Origin of the sequence: Bacillus sp. NTK074B (genome assembly GCF_017303375.1) — a bacterium.
In the GTDB taxonomy this organism is placed as follows: domain Bacteria; phylum Bacillota; class Bacilli; order Bacillales; family Bacillaceae_B; genus Rossellomorea.
Genome location: NZ_JAFKOH010000002.1, coordinates 505344 through 524158, shown reverse-complemented (window position 1 = coordinate 524158; position 18815 = coordinate 505344). Strand labels below are relative to the sequence as shown.

The 18815-nt window shown below is 40.9% G+C and carries 18 protein-coding genes, 1 pseudogene and 2 riboswitches; of the genes and pseudogenes, 13 read left to right on the top strand and 6 right to left on the bottom strand.

The window, feature by feature from the left end:
- Positions 1–558: 558 nt before the first annotated feature.
- On the bottom strand, positions 559–1083 hold the full coding sequence (locus JI667_RS05955; protein WP_206851135.1) for a hypothetical protein: 525 nt from the start codon (positions 1081–1083) through the stop codon (positions 559–561).
- A 167-nt stretch (positions 1084–1250) separates the two neighbouring features.
- Here JI667_RS05955 and JI667_RS05950 point away from each other — a divergent pair, with 167 nt between their 5' ends.
- Together JI667_RS05950 and JI667_RS22870 are read left to right on the top strand one after the other, a co-directional pair.
- A complete protein-coding gene (locus JI667_RS05950) occupies positions 1251–1409 on the top strand; it encodes a hypothetical protein (protein ID WP_206851182.1) in 159 nt (52 codons plus the stop codon).
- A complete protein-coding gene (locus tag JI667_RS22870; protein WP_280515462.1) occupies positions 1409–1534 on the top strand; it encodes a hypothetical protein in 126 nt (41 codons plus the stop codon). The genes JI667_RS05950 and JI667_RS22870 overlap by 1 nt, the downstream gene beginning before the upstream one ends.
- Before the next feature lie 31 nt (positions 1535–1565).
- Here the strand turns inward: JI667_RS22870 and JI667_RS05945 are convergent, their stop codons facing one another.
- Both JI667_RS05945 and JI667_RS05940 read right to left on the bottom strand, forming a co-directional pair.
- Positions 1566–3290, bottom strand: coding sequence for a B12-binding domain-containing radical SAM protein (locus JI667_RS05945; RefSeq protein WP_206851134.1), 1725 nt, complete (start codon positions 3288–3290; stop codon positions 1566–1568).
- Positions 3291–3616: 326 nt separating this feature from the next.
- Positions 3617–4642 (bottom strand): acyltransferase family protein, encoded by a 1026-nt coding sequence (locus JI667_RS05940; RefSeq protein WP_206851133.1) that lies wholly within the window; start codon positions 4640–4642, stop codon positions 3617–3619.
- A 169-nt stretch (positions 4643–4811) separates the two neighbouring features.
- Here JI667_RS05940 and JI667_RS05935 point away from each other — a divergent pair, with 169 nt between their 5' ends.
- The 3 genes from JI667_RS05935 to JI667_RS05925 all read left to right on the top strand — a co-directional run bounded on the left by JI667_RS05935 (position 4812) and on the right by JI667_RS05925 (position 8190).
- A complete protein-coding gene (locus JI667_RS05935) occupies positions 4812–6965 on the top strand; it encodes a PAS domain S-box protein (RefSeq protein WP_206851132.1) in 2154 nt (717 codons plus the stop codon).
- Positions 6966–6979: 14 nt separating this feature from the next.
- Entirely contained in the window at positions 6980–7435 is a 456-nt protein-coding gene (locus JI667_RS05930) for a methylated-DNA--[protein]-cysteine S-methyltransferase (protein ID WP_206851131.1), read from the top strand.
- A gap of 164 nt (positions 7436–7599) precedes the next feature.
- Positions 7600–8190, top strand: a complete 591-nt coding sequence (locus JI667_RS05925; RefSeq protein ID WP_206851130.1) for a metalloregulator ArsR/SmtB family transcription factor — start codon at positions 7600–7602, stop codon at positions 8188–8190.
- A 44-nt stretch (positions 8191–8234) separates the two neighbouring features.
- On the opposite strand, the gene mtnA is transcribed toward JI667_RS05925, so the two are convergent.
- The 3 genes from mtnA to JI667_RS05910 all read right to left on the bottom strand — a co-directional run bounded on the left by mtnA (position 8235) and on the right by JI667_RS05910 (position 11630).
- The gene (gene mtnA / locus JI667_RS05920) at positions 8235–9287 is read right to left on the bottom strand and encodes an S-methyl-5-thioribose-1-phosphate isomerase (protein ID WP_206851129.1); all 1053 of its coding nucleotides are present in this window, start codon (positions 9285–9287) and stop codon (positions 8235–8237) included.
- Between the two features lie 13 nt (positions 9288–9300).
- A complete protein-coding gene (gene mtnK, locus JI667_RS05915; RefSeq protein WP_206851128.1) occupies positions 9301–10485 on the bottom strand; it encodes an S-methyl-5-thioribose kinase in 1185 nt (394 codons plus the stop codon).
- 109 nt (positions 10486–10594) lie between these two features.
- Positions 10595–10751: riboswitch (SAM riboswitch) on the bottom strand.
- 96 nt (positions 10752–10847) lie between these two features.
- On the bottom strand, positions 10848–11630 hold the full coding sequence (locus tag JI667_RS05910) for a carbon-nitrogen family hydrolase (protein WP_206851127.1): 783 nt from the start codon (positions 11628–11630) through the stop codon (positions 10848–10850).
- A 120-nt stretch (positions 11631–11750) separates the two neighbouring features.
- On the opposite strand from JI667_RS05910, the gene JI667_RS05905 reads away from it, so the two are divergent.
- From JI667_RS05905 to JI667_RS05870, 8 genes and pseudogenes are all read left to right on the top strand, one after another.
- Entirely contained in the window at positions 11751–12935 is a 1185-nt protein-coding gene (locus JI667_RS05905; RefSeq protein WP_206851126.1) for a pyridoxal phosphate-dependent aminotransferase, read from the top strand.
- A gap of 50 nt (positions 12936–12985) precedes the next feature.
- Positions 12986–13088, top strand: a riboswitch (SAM riboswitch).
- 101 nt (positions 13089–13189) lie between these two features.
- The gene (locus tag JI667_RS05900; protein ID WP_206851125.1) at positions 13190–14404 is read left to right on the top strand and encodes a 2,3-diketo-5-methylthiopentyl-1-phosphate enolase; all 1215 of its coding nucleotides are present in this window, start codon (positions 13190–13192) and stop codon (positions 14402–14404) included.
- Positions 14404–14553, top strand: a pseudogene (gene mtnX, locus JI667_RS05895) (2-hydroxy-3-keto-5-methylthiopentenyl-1-phosphate phosphatase); the annotation flags it as partial. The gene JI667_RS05900 and the pseudogene mtnX, both read left to right, overlap by 1 nt.
- 5 nt (positions 14554–14558) lie before the next feature.
- The gene (locus JI667_RS05890; protein ID WP_206851124.1) at positions 14559–15206 is read left to right on the top strand and encodes a methylthioribulose 1-phosphate dehydratase; all 648 of its coding nucleotides are present in this window, start codon (positions 14559–14561) and stop codon (positions 15204–15206) included.
- A complete protein-coding gene (locus JI667_RS05885; RefSeq protein WP_206851123.1) occupies positions 15203–15715 on the top strand; it encodes a 1,2-dihydroxy-3-keto-5-methylthiopentene dioxygenase in 513 nt (170 codons plus the stop codon). Before JI667_RS05890 ends, JI667_RS05885 begins: the two co-directional genes overlap by 4 nt.
- 305 nt (positions 15716–16020) lie before the next feature.
- Positions 16021–16266, top strand: a complete 246-nt coding sequence (locus tag JI667_RS05880) for an aspartyl-phosphate phosphatase Spo0E family protein (protein WP_206851122.1) — start codon at positions 16021–16023, stop codon at positions 16264–16266.
- 238 nt (positions 16267–16504) lie between these two features.
- Entirely contained in the window at positions 16505–16954 is a 450-nt protein-coding gene (locus JI667_RS05875; protein ID WP_206851121.1) for a MarR family winged helix-turn-helix transcriptional regulator, read from the top strand.
- 140 nt (positions 16955–17094) lie between these two features.
- Positions 17095–18789, top strand: a complete 1695-nt coding sequence (locus JI667_RS05870; RefSeq protein ID WP_206851120.1) for a M3 family oligoendopeptidase — start codon at positions 17095–17097, stop codon at positions 18787–18789.
- The last annotated feature ends 26 nt before the right edge of the window (positions 18790–18815 follow it).

Here is an 18815-nt window from a genome sequence, read left to right as displayed (position 1 = left end):
GTCCAGCTACGGCGGCTAGCCCCTCGAGGTCATAAGCTAAATGGTCCAAGAAGGCAAAAGAACGCCTTCTTAGCCCACTCATCTTATGCTTGTCGGGGCTGAACGAGCCGCCTCCGCTTTTCGTGCTGTCCAGTGTTTTCCGCAGGAGTCTAGCACCTGCAGCGAGGATCAACTGACGAAAAGTTTGACAATCACAAAGGAAATGTGTAGATTGCGTATGTCATTGCTTTTTCATTCACTCTTTTTAAACGGATGGTCACAAACCATTTTGCTAGTCACCTACTTACTACGTTAGAGGGTGAAGGGAACTGTGTAGACTCCTACGGAAAACGGGCGTGTCGAGACCCCGGAAGCGGTTTTTTGCTGAGGAGGATTGGCCGAACGTCCGTGGAAAGCGGAACTGTTCCCTTCACCCTCTTGCACCACAACTTAAATGACAGAGCATCGTAAATCTTAGTTGGTATGCGAATAGCAACAATCTTTGCGAAAACAGCCTTCCAAAAACAGTCTTTTTTTCTACTAATAAATGGTACAAAGTGTGAGACGGAAGGATATTGTTTATTTCAATGCAGAATAAGGTACGTCGAAGTAGAGGAGGAGGAATAGGATGATGGGAAAAGAAAGGACCCAACCAATGATTGGATTTTTATGGTGGACGATCAGCATTGTGAACATCATAAGATTAAAGAGGATATCCCAATTTAAATCCCATCCATGATGATATGACATCATTCCAAAAAAGTAGGAAATCCCTTCAGAAAGCCCATAAATAGCTGTCCATAATAATATCCACCCAATCTTCCCCAAACGGCTGGAGGGAAGTCTTCCAATAAAGATGGAGATCGTCACTGTATATTGAATCATCATTTTGCTCAATGAAATCAGTGTATGATTTAGATGAAGGAAGTTACCGAAGGCAGTAACCGGACGGAATTCCCACATCGAATAGTCATATAAGAGAAATTGTGAAAGTAAGTCTCCTATAATGAAAAATAATAACGTGGGGTAATAATGATAGAAATCCTTCCAGTTGCCAAATTTCCATCCAATCAAAGCGTATGTCAGTAATAAAAGTAATATCATGGCAGATCCTCATTCTGTCTTTTTGTTTAGTTTTTGGTTAAATATTTGTTTTATTCAAGAATCGAAAAAAGCGTGGATGGTTATTGTCGTGCCTGAACTGCCTATATTTAGAAGAATGGAAAAGGAGTAGAAGGGAAAAATAAGTTCAGCAAAGGAGATGAGTGATTATGAAGAGAAAAGCTCAATACAATGCAGCAGAAAAAAACAATCAAACTCCGCTTAAAAATAAGCAAGAGACTGAATTCTCGGCTGAATTTACCCAGGGAGAAGACCCGGCAAAAGGTAATAATAGAAACTCTTCAAAAGGGAAAAAGGGAAGAGGATAATGAAAGAAAAAAAACAGTCCTTTCGTGAAGAATTTGGTCAGGAATTTGGAGATATCAATGCTGCCAAGATTCTTGAAGTGACACAAAAACAACCCAAAACACAAGATAAGAAGAAAAAATGTTAAGCGAATGCTTAACATTTTTTCTTCTGTATCATCAAACAAGTGCACGGTCGAACTCAAACACGGTCGATTGACCGGACGAAGGTTCGAAGTAGGCCAGTACATATTGCTCCTGACCACTTTTAGATTGAATGGTTTCTAGGAGAGTATGTTTATACAACTCTTTTTCATTCAGATTCAAGCTCGCAAACCCTTCCCCGGCGATGACAGGAGAAGCCAACAGGCTTTGGTAAATAGTTGATCGTTCTTCCTTTGTCATCTCATGGGTCCACCATGGTTTTCTAGGCTTATATTTCTGATTCTTCAAGTAGTCCAGTTTCATCAGACTCTCAATTACTGGGATATGAAAGCTCGTTTCAGTGGATAAAAATTCATGCAGGCGTCTGAATAAGTCCTCTAATTGATGACCGATTCGTGACCACCCCTTGTTTTCCCAAAAGGATCCGAATTGCTGGAAAAAATCAAATGGTGTTTCAAAACATTCCGTAACCAAATACTCAATCGTGCGATCCATCCGGTGGTCGTTCCAATATTTCTCCAATACATCTTCCACTTGCTTGATCCGGACGATATCATCGAAACTCAATACGTTATTCCCCAGGATCTCATAGGGGGAATGATCCATATACGTATATTGGTGATCATTGGCCCGGATTCTTAATCCAGTTCCACGTAACATCTTCAAGAACCCTAATTGCAGCTCTTCAGGTCTCAATTCAAATACATCATTGAAGGTCTTCCTGAAAGAATGATAATCCTCTTCCGGCAGACCTGCGATCAAATCGAGGTGCTGATCGATTTTTCCTCCATCCTTTACCATAGTGACGGTTCTCGTCAGCTTTTTATAATTTTGTTTCCGCATGACAAGGTCATTTGTTTCATCATTTGTCGATTGAATTCCGATTTCGAAACGGAACAGCCCTTGTGGTGCATGTTCGTTCAGGAATTCAATCACTTCTGGCCGCATAATATCTGCCGTGATTTCAAATTGAAAGACTGTACCCGGCAAGTGCTCGTCAATGAGAAATTGAAACATCTCCATTGCATAGCTTCGGCTAATATTAAAGGTGCGATCCACAAACTTGATGGTTTTTGCACCATGGTTCATCAAAAAGCGGATATCTTCTTTTACCTTCTCACGGTCAAAATAGCGCACGCCAACTTCAATAGATGATAGGCAGAACTGACAGCGGAAAGGGCAGCCTCTGCTTGTCTCGATATAGGTCACCCGTTTACCAAGCTGAGGCAAATCTTCCTGAAAGCGAAATGGGGAAGGGACGTCCCGTAAATCGATTTTATTTTGTTGTGGCTTAATGACTGGCTTTCCTTCAGATAAAAATGCCACTCCATGGACTTTGGACCAATCCTGGTCCCCATTAAGCTGATCTAATAGTTGTTTGAAGGATTCTTCCCCTTCACCTATGACGATAAAGTCAACGTCTACAAGACGCTCAAGCCAATATGGAACATCATAGGTCACTTCAGGTCCTCCGAGGATGATCGTAACCTCGGGCATGATTTTCCGGAGAATCTTAATCACTTTAATGGTTTCTTCAATATTCCAAATGTAGCAGCTAAAACCAATTATGTCAGGCTTTTTTGAAAATAAGTCAGTTGCAATATTAAGAGTTGGATCTTTGATAGTGTATTCAGAGAGCTCGATTTCATGTTCGGGCTCAGCGTAAGCCTTTAAACAGCGAATGGCTAAATTCGTGTGAATATATTTTGCATTTAACGTACTTAAGACGACTTTCTTCATTAATAATCTCCTCTATTCTAAATCAATCCGGCGATCAGCCATACGAATTCCCTCTACTATATGGCAGATGACCTTAGATGTTCGTACATCATATGATTATCATTTTATCGAAGCTTGCGAAAAAGCTCAATGTTTGTCTAAAATGAATTTAAATTTCTTGTAACTATTAGAAGGAATTTTAGGAAAATGTGCGAATAATATTAAGTAAATAAAAGTTTTTCGAAAATTGTGTAATATAGAAACTTGTCTGCCTGGTAAAGAGAATAGTTTAACACGAAAAGGGACTGACCCGTGCATATAATTGGGTCAGCCCTTTCTACTGAAGTTTATCTTGTTTTTATTTCCCTTTTTGAAAGCAGTTTCTGCAATTTTGTTGATTTAAACTCTATGATAGGTTGAGTGATACTGGTAAAGAGCTTCGTTGAAAAGAGCATCGTTAGTACGAATGAGACCCCGAGTAACAATAGTAAACTTGTGGTAGGGTCAATCGTGTCCTTAAGGTGGCTTTCACGGAATAAACGTATGAGAAAACCATGGAGCAAGTAAACATAGAGAGTATTTTTCCCCCATTTAGTGAAAAATTGTCTCTTTGTAGGCACAAATGTAAAAAAGCTGAAAATCATCACGATATTTAATAAGTAAACTGCTGCCCTGATTGCCATACTGAACGTATTATTCCATGCGAAGTCTCCATAAGGTTTCGAACCGAGCAACCACTTATCTGAGAATTCAGGCACAAAATACATTCCTAAAAATACGAGTACAAATAATGAACCTGCCACTAAACGGGCTTTTTTCGTTTTAAAATATTCGAAGTGCTCCTTTTCCATATAGTAGCCCATTAGGAAAAGGGGGAAGAAGACAAATGTTCTGGACAGACTCAAATAATTTGAAATGACATCTGCAAATCCCACAACCAGTCCAAGGGAGAAAGCCACTGTCAGGCCGATTCCCGGTTTAAACTTAAACCACTTGATGAAAGCATAAAGCAAAGCGTTCCAACAGAAAAGGCTAATAAGAAACCATAATGACCAGTGTGGATTGAGCGGATCAACCTCGAATGTTGATTCCTGATAAAGGAAATGGTAGTACACAGTGTAAATCAATTGAAACAAAATGTAAGGGAGTATTAGCTTTTTTGCAAGTTTTTGGATATATCCTTTTTTATAGAACCCTTTTGCGAAAAATCCTGCCACAAGAATGAAAGCGGGCATGTGAAAGGTGTATATTGTTTTATACAGAGAAAGGATAAATGGGTCACTTTCAATATAGGACCGGATAATATGTCCAAATACCACTAAAAAGATCAAAATGAATTTTGCATTGTCGAAGTAATAGTCGCGCTGTGTCATATCTTCACCATCTTTTAGAATAGTTTAATCCTCATTCATTCTTACCCTAGGATACAATGAGCAAAACATGAATTTCATTGTTAATTATCGCCAAAAGTATGGGAAGCTATGCGAATTCTATAGGAGTTAAGCCGATGGTCGTCTTTTAAAATAGTAGGGGGATGAAGAAATGACTAATAGCAGTAAATTGAAGGAAGAGCAAAATGAGGTACAATGTCATCCCGTTGATAGGGAAATTTGCCTAGCTTCACCCATGCCGATGCTTGTCATCAATTCTGAATTGAAAATCGTTTATGCCAACCCCGAGGCATGTGACACCCTGCAAGTAAGTGAAGAAAGTACAGTTGGAAAGCTGTTCAGCATATTTTTCTCCTCTGTACCAGCTCCTATCGTGGCCCATTATAAAGAAGTGATGGAAACAGGGAAAACATTAGAGGATGAAACTCTGATGAATGTAAACGACAATAAAATTATTCATGTTGAATTATTGCTCAAAAAATCGACCATTTCTCCTAATGCTTATTTATACTTTAAGGATGTAACGGAACTGAAGGAGAAAGAGCGCAAAGATCATTTGAACGTGCATTTATTATCCAATATTTTTCAAAATGCATCAGAAGGGATCGTCTTATTCGATATCAATGGAAATATCAATGATGTTAATCATGCCTTTAGTTTACAAGTGGGACTCGATAAAGAAGAGATCACCTCCAGGAATATCAGCTCTTTCATTCCGGAGAATGCTCACTATAAGATTGATAAAATCAAAGAATTGATTTCTCAGAATAAAAAAGCCCGGGGTGAAATTCCGATTAAGAAATCACAAAGCATATCGATCGTCGAATTCACAACAAGTCCCTATGTTCATCACAAACTACACATGGCCATTCTTAGAGATGTAACGGAAAAGAGGCAGATGGAAATTCAACTAAAGCGAAATGAAGAATTGTTCAAGGGGCTGTTTGAGGAAGCAATTGATGCCATTGTATTATGGGATCATGACGGCAGGGTTCTAAAAGCGAACTCATCTGCTCTTAAGATATTCGAGTGTAGCCTGGCCGAACTCCTTTCAAAAAAAATCAGGGACTTTGTGTATCCTTTAGAAAGTCAAAAGTTCGATTTGGTCATGGAGCAATTGAACAGAAGCGGAGCAGTACGGGATGAGGTATTGTTCCTCATGCCCAACAACCAGCTGAAGCATTTGGAATTCACCTCCAAGCTTCACTCCGTTGATGGATATAACATGACGATATTTCGTAATGTCAGTGAACGGTATCAAATGGAGAAGGAATTGCGTGAAAGCGAGGAACGGTTCCGGAAGATTTTCGAAGGTTCATTGGACGGATTGCTGCTTACTAATCATAATTATGTTGTCGTAGATGCAAATCCTGAAGTGAGTAAAATCATCAAGATGGAAAAAGATCAGCTCATCGGTAAAGATGTACGGGAAATATTAAACATAGAGCCTGGTGAAGAATCGTATGATGAATATTTGCAACAGTTGAAAGAGGACGGTCAAGCAACGTTTTTAAAGACGTTATCATCCCACAGGGAAAGAGTTCAATATGTGGAGCTATCATCTAAGTATAATTTACTTTCCAACCTGAATTTAACGATCATCCGTGACATTACCGATCAGATTGAAATGCAGGAACAATTAAGAAAATCAGATACACTAAGTGTTGTAGGGGAGCTTGCTGCAGGGATCGCCCACGAGATCAGGAACCCGATGACCGCACTTAAAGGGTTCATCCAACTGCTGGAGAATAGTGTGGGCAAAGATCATGAAATGTACTTTAATGTGATCACTTCTGAATTTCAGCGAATTGAGTCGATCATTACGGAATTTCTTGTACTGGCAAAACCTCAGGCAATCCAATATCAGGAAACGAATCTCATCAAAATCATGAAGGATACGGTTGAACTATTGAGTGCCCAGGCAGTCATGCATAATGTTCAGTATGAGGAGAACTATCAGGAAAACTTACCGTCTATCGTAGCTGAACCCAATCAATTAAAACAAGTATTCATCAATATCATTAAGAATGCCATTGAAGTTATGTCCGGTGGCGGGGCCATTTCCATCAGCATCAATGAGACAGAGGAAGAAATGATTCATATCGAAATTAAGGACCAGGGAGGCGGGATCTCAAAGGATAAAATTAAAAAGCTAGGTGAACCCTTTTATACAACAAAGGAACGGGGGACTGGACTTGGCCTGATGGTAAGCTTTAAAATTATTAAAGAGCATAAAGGAAGTGTCCAGGTTGAGAGCATTGTTGGAGAGGGGACCATCTTCCATATATATCTGCCAAAATCATAAAGGAGTCCATCAAAATGTCTATTCATACAGTCACTACAGCTAGTCCCATCGGAACCCTTAAGCTTTATGCAGATCAGAGTCAATTGATTTCTGTGCAATTCGTTGAAGAAGAAGGGTCCATTGAAACGGATCATCCTATTCTTCTAAAGGCGATGAAACAGCTGCATGAATTTTTTAATGGAGAAAGGAAAGTATTTGACCTTCCTTTGAAATTAGAAGGAACAGCTTTTCAAATGGCGGTATGGAATGCCCTCCAAGACATCCCATACGGTAAAACCTGTTCATATCAAGATGTAGCAGAAACCGTTCGCAGACCTAAAGCCGTGCGGGCAGTGGGGCAGGCGAATAAAGCAAACCGGTTTCCCATCATCATCCCCTGTCACCGAGTCATTGGAAAGAATAAAAAACTTACTGGCTATGCAGGAACGCAAATCGATAAAAAAGAAATCTTATTGTCTTTAGAAAATTAGGTAAGATAAGCAGGCATTATCCTATGGGAATGCCTGTTTTTTTATGCAGTTTGGCCGATTGATTAGAGAATTCATGAATGATTCTGAAAAATATATTGATATATTTCACTAATTAGATTATCATCTAATTAGATAATAATCTAATTAAGAATGGAGATAGACTATTGCAACTAAGCAAACAAGTGGCTTTCCATAAAACGATGGGAGATCCATCACGTATTAGGATCGTCTACTTACTGGCAGAAGAGAACTTGCACGTAGGAGCCATTGCAGGGAAGCTTGGACTTACGCCTCCCACCATCTCCCATCATCTGACGAAACTGAAAGAATGCAATCTTGTGTACTCTAGGCGGGAGAAGAACACGATTTACTACTATCTGAATAAAAAAGTACTTAGTCATCATGGGGATGTTCTTCACAGATTTGCTCATGAGGAGAAAGGGGACATAACGTTGACAGAAAAACTAATGAAAGAGAGACAGAAAGTGAAAAATAATTTTCTGGAGAAAAATGGAAGAATCAAGATTATACCTTCCCAACAAAAGAAAAAACTATTCATACTGGAACATATGGTAGAAGGACTCAAAGTGGGTGAAAAGTATAAGGAAAAAGAATTGAATGAATATATTCAACAATTCCATGAGGACTTTGCCACCTTAAGGAGGGAATTCATCATCCATCAGTTCATGTACCGTGAAAATGGCATCTATGAGGTAAATCCGAGGGAAATGTGGGCGTCTACCAAGCTTATTTAAACGGATGTATAGGGGAGAAGAGAAGGGAAAAGCCCTTCTCTTCTTTAAATTACTCCAATGGCACATCCTATGCTTTCTTTAAAGTTCGGATACAACACTCCTTTTTCTGTGATAATACCGGCAATCAACTCATGAGATGTGACATCAAAAGCCGGATTATAGACTGAAACATTTTCAGGCGCGATGATAGAGCCGGCGATTGTTGTAATTTCTTCACATGCTCTTTCTTCTATAGGGATATCCTCACCTGTTTTAGCGTCCAGATCAAACGTGGAGGAAGGGGCAGCCACGTAAAAAGGAATATTGTAATGGCTACATAATATGGCAAGCATAGAGGTTCCGATTTTATTTGCAGTATCCCCATTTGCAGCTATACGATCAGCACCGACTATCACCGCTTCAATTCCTTTCTCCTTGATGGTATGAGCGGCCATGCTATCGGTAATAAGGGTCACATCAACGCCTGACTGCTGAAGTTCCCATGCAGTCAGACGAGCACCCTGAAGCACAGGTCGTGTTTCACAGGCGAACACTTGAAACAAAAGTCCCTTCTCCCTCCCTAAGTGAAAAGGGGCCAGGGCTGTGCCATATTTGCTTGTGGCAATGCTCCCGGCATTGCAAATCGTCAAGACCTTGCGTCTTTCACCCAATACTGTCAGGGCGAATTCCCCGATTATCCTGCATACTTCCTCATCCTCTGTATGGATCTGGATGGCTGTATGAAACAGATCGGTCTTTGCTTCATTTACGGTGTGGACATGTTCAAGGACTTGATCCAGTCGGTCCATTGCCCAGAATAAATTGACTGCAGTCGGCCTTGAATCTGCAAGGTATTTTTTATCACGTGTAAAAAGAGTGATGAATTCATTGAGATCCTCTGTGTCATATTGCCTTGCTGCTTGAGCAAGTCCGTAAGCAGCAGTGATCCCGATTGCCGGTGCCCCCCTTACTTTGAGAGAGACAATCGCTTCAAAATATTCATTAAGATTTCTAAGTTTAAGATATTCAACAACATTCGGCAGTTTTTGTTGATTAAGGATCAGTAAATGATCTTCATGCCACTGGAGTGAGGTTGGTATGGTAAGAGTATGTGTCATAAGTATCTCCTTTTTATTCAGAATGTGACCGCACAATTGAAAGAAGTTCCTGGATCGATTGAATATCCGTACGGTTTACAATGAGTTTCTTTCCAATGTTCAAGCAGGCCCGTTTGGCTTTTAGTCTCCGCTCCTTGCAACGGATGCTCTCCAGGTCATCCACATGTGCAAGACCAATCGTTCTTCTGATACATTCACATCCTGCAAAGCCGATGCTGTCCCGGAAACTTTTCTCCAATACGTATTCCAGATAGCCATCGATTTTCGTATAGGCATCTCCGCTTTCTTTCCAATGGCCAGCAAACGTTGAGGAAAAAACGTTCCAGGTATTCCTAATATGATGGAGAATGGTTTCTTTCTCATCAGGATTTGAAACTACTTGAAAAATGAGGTTGGCAATAAACTGACCGATATCGAAACCGATAGGTCCATAGAATGCAAATTCCGGGTCAATCACTTTTGTTTGGTCGTTATCTACAAATATACTGCCCGTATGAAGGTCACCATGCAGAAGAGCTTCGCCTTCAGTTAAAAAGCTTTTCTTTAATTTTGCCACCTCGAGTTTCAGTTTGAAATCATTCCATAATTGTTGAACGTCCTCGGTTAGTTCCTCCTCATATTCATTTGTAACGCTATTGAAGAAAGGATCCGTGAAGACAAGGTCTTCGGTAATTTTGCATAATTCAGGATTTGAAAATTCCTTCACATATTCCTTTTTCTTAAAGGGATGCAGGGCATAATCAGATGAGAAGTACAATGTATTCCCGAGGAATGTCCCTATATCATCTGATAACTGAGGATATTTTTCTCCCTGGATGAGGCCTGCACGTGCGATTGTCAGTTTGCTTAGATCTTCCATTACGGTAATGGCTAGTACTGGATCAGAATAATACACTTGTGGTACGAGGTCTCCTACGAAGGATCGCTGAAGAGTAAGGGCACTCGCTTCGATTCTTGCCCTCTCGATTGTCAGCGGCCAGCTTTCACCCACCACTTTTGCATAAGGAAGGGCTTGTTTTATGATGATTCCTTTATCTGTCTCCTTATCAACTACATGAAAAACCAGATTCAGGTTTCCATCTCCGATTTCTTCACATGTTAATTGAGAAGCATCTTCAAAGGTTCTTAAACCGGTGGCCAAGGAGATGGCCGATACTTCAGTAAGGGTTTGATAGGTATTGAGTTTGGTGAGTGCCATTGTATTTCCTCCTTTTAATGCACCTTTTGGGGTGTTTTGGAGGCTTTTCCGTGGCAATAGAAAAGCCTCTTCCATGTTTGAAAGAGGCTTGAAGAATCATCTTCGTCGCCTCTTATCTCTCAGAAAGACTATCTTTCTGTTGGAATTAGCACCGTGCCTTACTGGATTGATCAATCCGGCGCATAAAGCGCCCCGTTATACAACGGTATTATGGTCGGTTGCTGGGCTTCATAGGGCCAAATCCCTCAGCCAGCTCTTGATAAGAGTTGCGTACACTATTTAATTAATTTTCAGAATGTTTCATTTGAATTGAATGGTACCATTGAAGTATTTTCCATGTCAATGGTTTTTATCAATTATATTTAATAGAAATCCGGCCTTCGATCCTGGAAGATGGGGATTTTTCTACGGACTTCTTCTACCTCTTTCAAATCGATTTCAGCAGAGACCAGTTGTTCTTCGTGAGTACCTCTAGCAAGGATCTCGCCCCAGGGATCAATGATGAGGGAGCATCCTCCGAATTCATTGTCAGGGTCATGACCAACACGGTTACAGGCGATGACAAAGCATTGATTTTCGATTGCACGTGCTCTTAGGAGTGTTTGCCAGTGATCTATTCTTGCTTTTGGCCACTCAGCAACCACATATACCACCTTTGCTCCCAATAGTACATGTTTTCTGAACCATTCCGGAAAACGGATGTCGTAACAAATGAGTCCAGCCATTTTGGTATCATCAATCGTAAACATTCCGTCCTCGTGTCCTGGAAGTAAATAATGATGTTCATCCATCAGTTTAAACAGGTGAAGTTTTGAATACTGTTTGACCAACCTTCCGTTTGAATCAACGGCTAAAAGTGTATTTCTTACCCCTTCATTCGTTTTGTTCGCAACAGACCCGCCGATGATATGTATGGAATGTTTTTTTGAAAGAGAAGACAGGTAGGAATAGGAATCCTTTGCTTCTTCATCAGCAATTTCATCCAACCTTGTGAGGTCATAGCCTGTCGTCCACAGCTCGGGGAGGACGACCGTATCACAGCCATCTTCTTTTGCTTTTTTGACCCACTGCTCCACTTTCACTTTGTTTTCTTCTGGATGCCCAAAAGCTATGTCCATTTGGGCGAGACCGACCTTTTGAATCATTTATTTCACCTCATCATGTACTTTTTGGAATTTATTCCTTTACATTCTTTATTCTTCGTTATATCATTTGTGACTAGAATTTGAAAGTAATTAATTTTCAAAAAATGAGAAGGTGAATAGATGAAAAACTTTAAAAAGGCAACACGATTGGATTTACTGCCTCAACAATTTTTTGCATCACTGGCAGGAACAGTGAATGCTGCTTTGAAAGAGGGGCATGACGTCATTAACTTAGGGCAGGGAAATCCAGATCAGCCGACGCCTCGGCATATTGTGGAAAAATTGGCAGAAGCAGCAGCTTCTCCGTCCAATCATAAATATCCTCCTTTTCGGGGATTAACGTCCTTTAAGAAGGCTATTTCTGAATTCTATTTCCGTGAATACGGGGTTGAGGTGGATCCGGAAACTGAAGTAGCCGTCCTTTTCGGGGGGAAAGCCGGGTTAGTTGAAATCCCCCAATGCTTATTGAACCCTGGTGATGGGGTATTAGTACCCGATCCAGGTTATCCTGATTATGTATCAGGTGTAGCTTTGGCGGAAGCTGAGATGATCAAGATGCCTCTGAAGGAAGAAAACGGATTTCTTCCTGATTATCAGGATTATACCCAAGAAGAATTAGAGAGAACCAAATTAATGTTCCTCAACTATCCCAATAATCCTACTGGAGCAACTGCACCAGCATCGTTTTTCGAGGAGACAGTAGAATTTGCGGCACAGCATGAGATCTGTGTGGTCCATGACTTTGCCTATGGAGCGATTGGATTCGATGGCAAGAAACCTGTAAGTTTTCTGGAAACAAAAGGTGCAAAGGATGTAGGGATTGAGATTTATACGTTATCTAAGACGTATAATATGGCCGGTTGGAGAGTGGGTTTTGCTGTTGGGAATAAGAGTGTCATAGAAGCGATCAATCTTCTGCAGGATCATTTGTACGTCAGTTTGTTCGGGGCAATTCAAGAAGCAGCTACCACGGCTTTATTAAGTTCACAGGATTGCGTAACCAAATTGGTTGCAACATACGAAGAGAGAAGGAATCTATTAATCTCAAGCTTGCAAGAGATAGGTTGGGATGTTAAAGCACCACAAGGGTCCTTCTTTGCCTGGCTGAAGGTGCCGGAAGGGTTCACATCCGTAGAGTTTTCGACCTATTTACTTGAAAAAATACATGTTGCTGTGGCACCGGGTGTCGGATTTGGGGAATTCGGGGAAGGCTACGTCCGAGTTGGACTGTTAACCTCAAACGATCGTATAAAAGAAGCGATTTATCGTATAGAAAATTTAGAATTATTCCACAAAGGGGATTGACATCAGTCGAAAATGGTGTAATAATCCAACTGAATTATTTAATAATGAAATTCTTATCAAGAGCAGGCGGAGGGACCAGCCCTATGAAGCCCGGCAACCGACTTTTTTAAGCACGGTGCTAATTCTTGCAGCTAATGAGCTGACAGATAAGAAAGAGTGATGATCGCATACCTCTTCTTATCGGGAAGGGGTTTTTTATTGTAATGTGAGATGAGGTCCAGTGGATAGGAAGATTGTAAGGGGGATGAAATACATTGAGTGAAGTAATCGCAACTTATGAAATAAATGGGAAAACAGGTTCGTTTGAAAAAAAGGCTGAAGGAATTGCCCTAGGCTTAACGGTCGGTTCGTGGACGGACTTACCCCAGTTGGAGCAACAACAACTACGCAAATACAAGGGGAGAGTAGTTTCCGTTAGTGAAGCGGAAAGGAAAGATGGTACCTATGGTTTGGTGCAGATTGGTTATCCCGGGCATAATTTTTCAAATGACCTCCCGGCTGTTCTTACAACCGTTTTCGGGAAACTGTCTCTGGATGGTGAAGTGAAATTAGTAGATTTAGAGTTTTCCGATGATCTGAAAAAAACGTATCCTGGACCTCGATTTGGTATTGATGGTATCAGGGAGTTAACCGGTGTAAAGGAAAGGCCTTTACTGATGAGCATCTTTAAAGGGGTCATCGGCAGGGATCTCACTTACTTACAAAACCAACTAAAAGCTCAGGCATTGGGTGGAGTCGACGTTGTGAAAGATGATGAGATTCTCTTTGAAAATCCTCTCACACCTTTCACGGAAAGAATAAAGACTGGGAGAAGAGTGTTAGAGGAAGTGTATGAAGAATCTGGTAAAAGAACACTATATGCCGTGAATATTTCAGGAAGGACTTCAGAATTAAGGGGAAAAGCTAGAATGGCGCGTGAACTTGGGGCCGATGCCCTTCTATTCAATGTATTCTCCTATGGGCTTGATGTTCTCCAGGAATTGAGGGAGGATCAGGATATTTCCATCCCGATCATGGCCCACCCTGCATTTGCCGGAGCTGTCGCTGCCTCTCCATCGTATGGTGTCAGCTATTCTTTATGGCTGGGCAAATTTCTTCGAATGGCCGGGGCTGACTTTTCGCTGTTTCCATCACCGTATGGAAGTGTCGCGCTGGACAAGGAGCAGGTTCTATCCATCAGCAAGGAGTTGACCAAAGAAGATGACCATCTAAAGAGGGTATTGCCAGTACCTTCAGCCGGTATTCACCCTGCTCTTGTTCCGATCCTGGTGAAGGATTTTGGTATCGACTGTGTCATTAATGCAGGCGGGGGAATACATGGTCATCCTGATGGGGCAACTGGTGGCGGGCAGGCATTCCTGCAAGCGATCGATGCGGTATTAGGAGGAGTGACTCTGAGAGAGGCAGCAGAATCTCATAGTGAACTTCGTAAAGCACTATCCCTGTGGGGTGAAGAGGTGAAAGTATAGTGACGCGTCCGATCATCTTCTGTGATTTTGATGGAACGATCACAGAAACCGATAATTTCATTTCGTTGATGAAAGCATTTGCCCCACGGGAATGGGAGGCAATCAAGGATGACATCTTAGATCAGACTCCATCCACAAAAGAAGGAGTGGTGAGATGAATCAATATCAGGAACAATGGGAAGAACTTGCTGAAATAAAAAGAGAGTTGGCAGACAGGGACTGGTTTATGGGAACAAGCGGGAACCTCGCAATACGAGTCGGTTCTTCTCCGGCTACTTTCCTCGTGACTTCAAGCGGTAAGGATAAAAGGAAGCACACAATAGAAGACTTCCTCCTTGTTAATGCAAGTGGTGAGGCAATGGAAGATACTCATTTGTACCCTTCAGCCGAAACGCTTCTTCACAGTCATGTCTTTACAAAAAGTTCGGCAGGTTGCAGCCTGCATGTACATACAGTCGCCAATAACGTGATCAGTGAATTGTATGGGGACGAAGGTGTGATTACCATTAGGAATCAGGAACTGATCAAAGCATGGGATAAATGGGGGGAACATGATTCACTGTCGATTCCAATCATTCAAAATCATGCCCACATCCCAACTCTGGGTGATGCATTTCAACCCCATATTAAAGAGGATAAAGGGGCAGTACTCATTCGAAACCATGGGATTACGGTATGGGGAAGAAGCGGTTTTGAAGCTAAAAAATTATTAGAAGCATGTGAGTTTTTGTTTCAATATAAACTCACTCTATTATCTTTGACCAGCAATCAATCCATTATTAAAGGAGGATTCACAACATGACCAAAATCAACATCCAGGGAGAGAACAAAGTCATTGAAAGTCAAGAAGAGGTAGTAAAGTATTTAAGTGAACAGGGAGTCTTATATGAGCATTGGAACATCGGTAAACTGGATGAAAGCCTCCATGACAAATATGTATTGACGGAAAGTGATAAAGAACAAATATTGTCTGCATTTAAAGATGAAATAGAAGACATTTCAGGAAGAAGGGGATATCAGGCATGGGATATCATATCCCTTTCGGAAGAGACACCCAATCTTGAAGAACTATTAAAGAATTTCCAACAGGAACATCATCATACAGATGATGAAGTCCGCTTCATCGTTAATGGGCATGGAGTATTTGTCATTCAAGGAAGTGACGGGAATTTCTTTGACGTACATCTGAATCCGGGTGACTTAATTTCCGTTCCTGAAAATATCCGCCATTATTTCACTTTAAGCGAAGATAAAAAGGTTGTCGCAGTCCGTATTTTCGTAACCCGGGAAGGCTGGGTGCCAATCTATTGATCATCTAGCATGATGTGGCTGGGACAGAAGGGGTTTTAACGAAAGGGAAATCCGAGCGATCATTCGAAATTCTTTTATGAATATGGAATGTGTTCGGATTTTTACTGTTTTATTGCTGTTTTTTCCTGGGATTTTATTGTTTTAATAGATGGAGATCTTGACGAAAAATGTCAAAAAGAGAAACATTACTAGTTATTTTGTCTTGTTTTGCGAATCTATTTACTTTTCTGATAATACTTGCGATAATTCTCAAGTAAAGATTTTACTTTATAAAGACTAGGATCTAAAAAGGAGTTTAGTAGAAAATGGGTCGCCTATTAAAACAAAAATGGTTATTAATGAAAATCAATCAAAAACGCTCAGAAATGATTTACCTTGGAGAGAGTCTCGGGCTATGTGCTGAGGAGACAATCAAATGCAGCCAGCAATTGGACCAGCTTTTAAACGATTATGAAAAGTGCACAAATAATGTTGTACCATTCACATCCCAGGAATCATCAAGTGAATTCGGTCAGTACATTAAGAGTTTATTAAAACGGACTGCATCGTGACCACTCATCAAGATTTCCCCATCATTCATGGTTTACAAGAGAGAAAGATTCTTCGATTGTGCCCTCTTTCACATCTGGACAAACATTCTAATTTGTCGTTATTTCAAAAAACCAAAGGACGGTGCATGCACCGTCCTTTGGTTTTTATCCATGAGGGAATTCAGAAATTTGACAACGAAAGCATTTATTTGTATAATGTTTTGAAACTGAGATATTTATTTTTAAAGGAATGAATGCCATGAACCAAACGCAGGATTCAAAACAATCATTGAAGCTTTTCATAGTCCTCTCAAGAGCTTTTAAAGCCTTGAATGAAGAGATAAATAAAAATATTCAAGAGAATGGATTAAATCCCACTGAATTTGCCGTCCTGGAGCTCCTCTATCATAAGGGAGATCAGCCCCTGCAGCAAATAGGCGGGAAGATTCTGTTAGCATCCGGCAGTATTACCTATGTAGTCGATAAGCTTGAACAAAAATCATACCTTAAGCGAGTCGCATGTCCCAAGGATCGTCGTGTGACCTATGCTCAGATCACTGAAAAGGGAAAAGAGTTAATCGACGGAATATTCCCGGATCATGAAGAGCGGATTCACGAATTGATGTCTGCTTTATCTCCTGATGAAAAAGAAGATACGATACAAATGCTCAAGAAGTTGGGACTATCCATTAAAGATCTGTCCTATTAAGCTTTATTATCTAACCTGCCCTGTCTATTCCAGATGGGGCTTTTTTCAATAACCATGATCAATTCTATACATTAACAGGAGAATCGGAGCGAGAAGTCGAATAACTATATTCGGGATGAATTTATAAGGAGGCACGATTTATGAAGTTTGAAGATTATACATATGAAAGACCAAACCTGGAAGAGATTAAACCGGTTTTTGAGAAGGCTCTCCGGAAATTTAAATCTGCTGCGGATGTCTCTGGGCAAGTGGAAGCCATGAAGGAAATCAATGAAATCCGACTTAACATCGATACGATGCAGAATATTTGTTATATCAGGCACTCCATTGATACGAATGATGCCTTTTACAAAGAGGAGCAAGAGTACATCGATGATATGATGCCTGAAGTTTCAGGTATGGTGACGGAATATTACCAGGAGCTGGTGAATTCTCCATTCCGCCAAGAATTAGAAGATAAATGGGGGAAGCAGTTGTTTTCTCTTGCAGAGAATGAAATCAAGACGTTTTCCCCTGAGATCATTACGTTGCTTCAAAAAGAAAACAAGCTGTCTTCCCAATACACAAAATTAATGGCTTCTGCAAAGATACCGTTTGAAGGGGAAGAGCGGACATTGGCCCAGATGGGACCCTTCACACAATCAGTGAATCGGGGGACAAGGAAAGAAGCGGCCCTGGCCACCATCTCTTTCTTCGAAGAGAACGAGCAAGAATTAGACCGTATATTCGATGAATTAGTCAAACTAAGACATCAAATAGCTACTGCATTAGGGTACAAAAATTTTGTGGAACTGGGATATTATCGTATGACGAGAACGGATTATACACCGGAAATGGTAAAGGTATTCCGTGATCAGGTAAAAGAGCATATCGTTCCCCTTGCTACAGACTTGAAAGAAAGACAAGGAAAACGGATCGGCATTGACTCCATGAAGTTTTATGATGAAGGATTTAAATTCACATCGGGAAATGCTGCTCCTAAAGGGGACCCTCAGTGGATTATTGACAACGGGAAGAAAATGTACGAAGAGTTATCACCGGAAACAAAGGAATTTTTTGATTTCATGATTGATGGGAACCTCATGGATTTAGAAGCGAAGAAAGGGAAAGCGGGAGGAGGATATTGCACGTATATTGCCAAGCATGAATCTCCGTATATCTTCTCTAATTTCAATGGTACGTCCGGGGATATCGATGTGTTGACCCACGAAGCAGGCCATGCCTTCCAGGTTTACTCTAGCCGTGGTTTTGATATACCGGAATACATTTGGCCCACGTACGAGGCTTGTGAGATCCATTCCATGAGCATGGAGTTCTTTACATGGCCCTGGATGAAATATTTCTTTGAAGAGGATACCGATAAGTATCAATTTTCTCATCTGAGTGAAGCACTGCAATTTCTTCCATACGGTGTTGCTGTCGATGAATTTCAGCATTTCGTGTATGAAAACCCGGAGGCCACTCCTGCTGAACGTAATGCAGCATGGAGGAAGATCGAGAAAGAGTATCTGCCCCATAAGGACTATGAACATGTTTCCTATTTGAATAATGGAGGGTTCTGGCAGCGTCAATCTCATATTTACAATTCACCTTTCTACTATATTGATTACACTTTGGCTCAAATCTGTGCTTTTCAGTTCTGGAAGAAAATGAATCTTGATCGAGAAGGAGCATGGGACGATTATGTCTCCTTATGTAAGCTTGGTGGAAGCCGTTCTTTCACCGCACTAGTGGAAGCCGCTGATTTAGATTCCCCGTTCCAGGAGGGGACAGTGGAAAAAGTGATTGAACCGATCAGGCAATGGTTAAATGGGATCGATGATACATCCCTATAAATGAAGTTTGGCAGCCGTTTTTATTG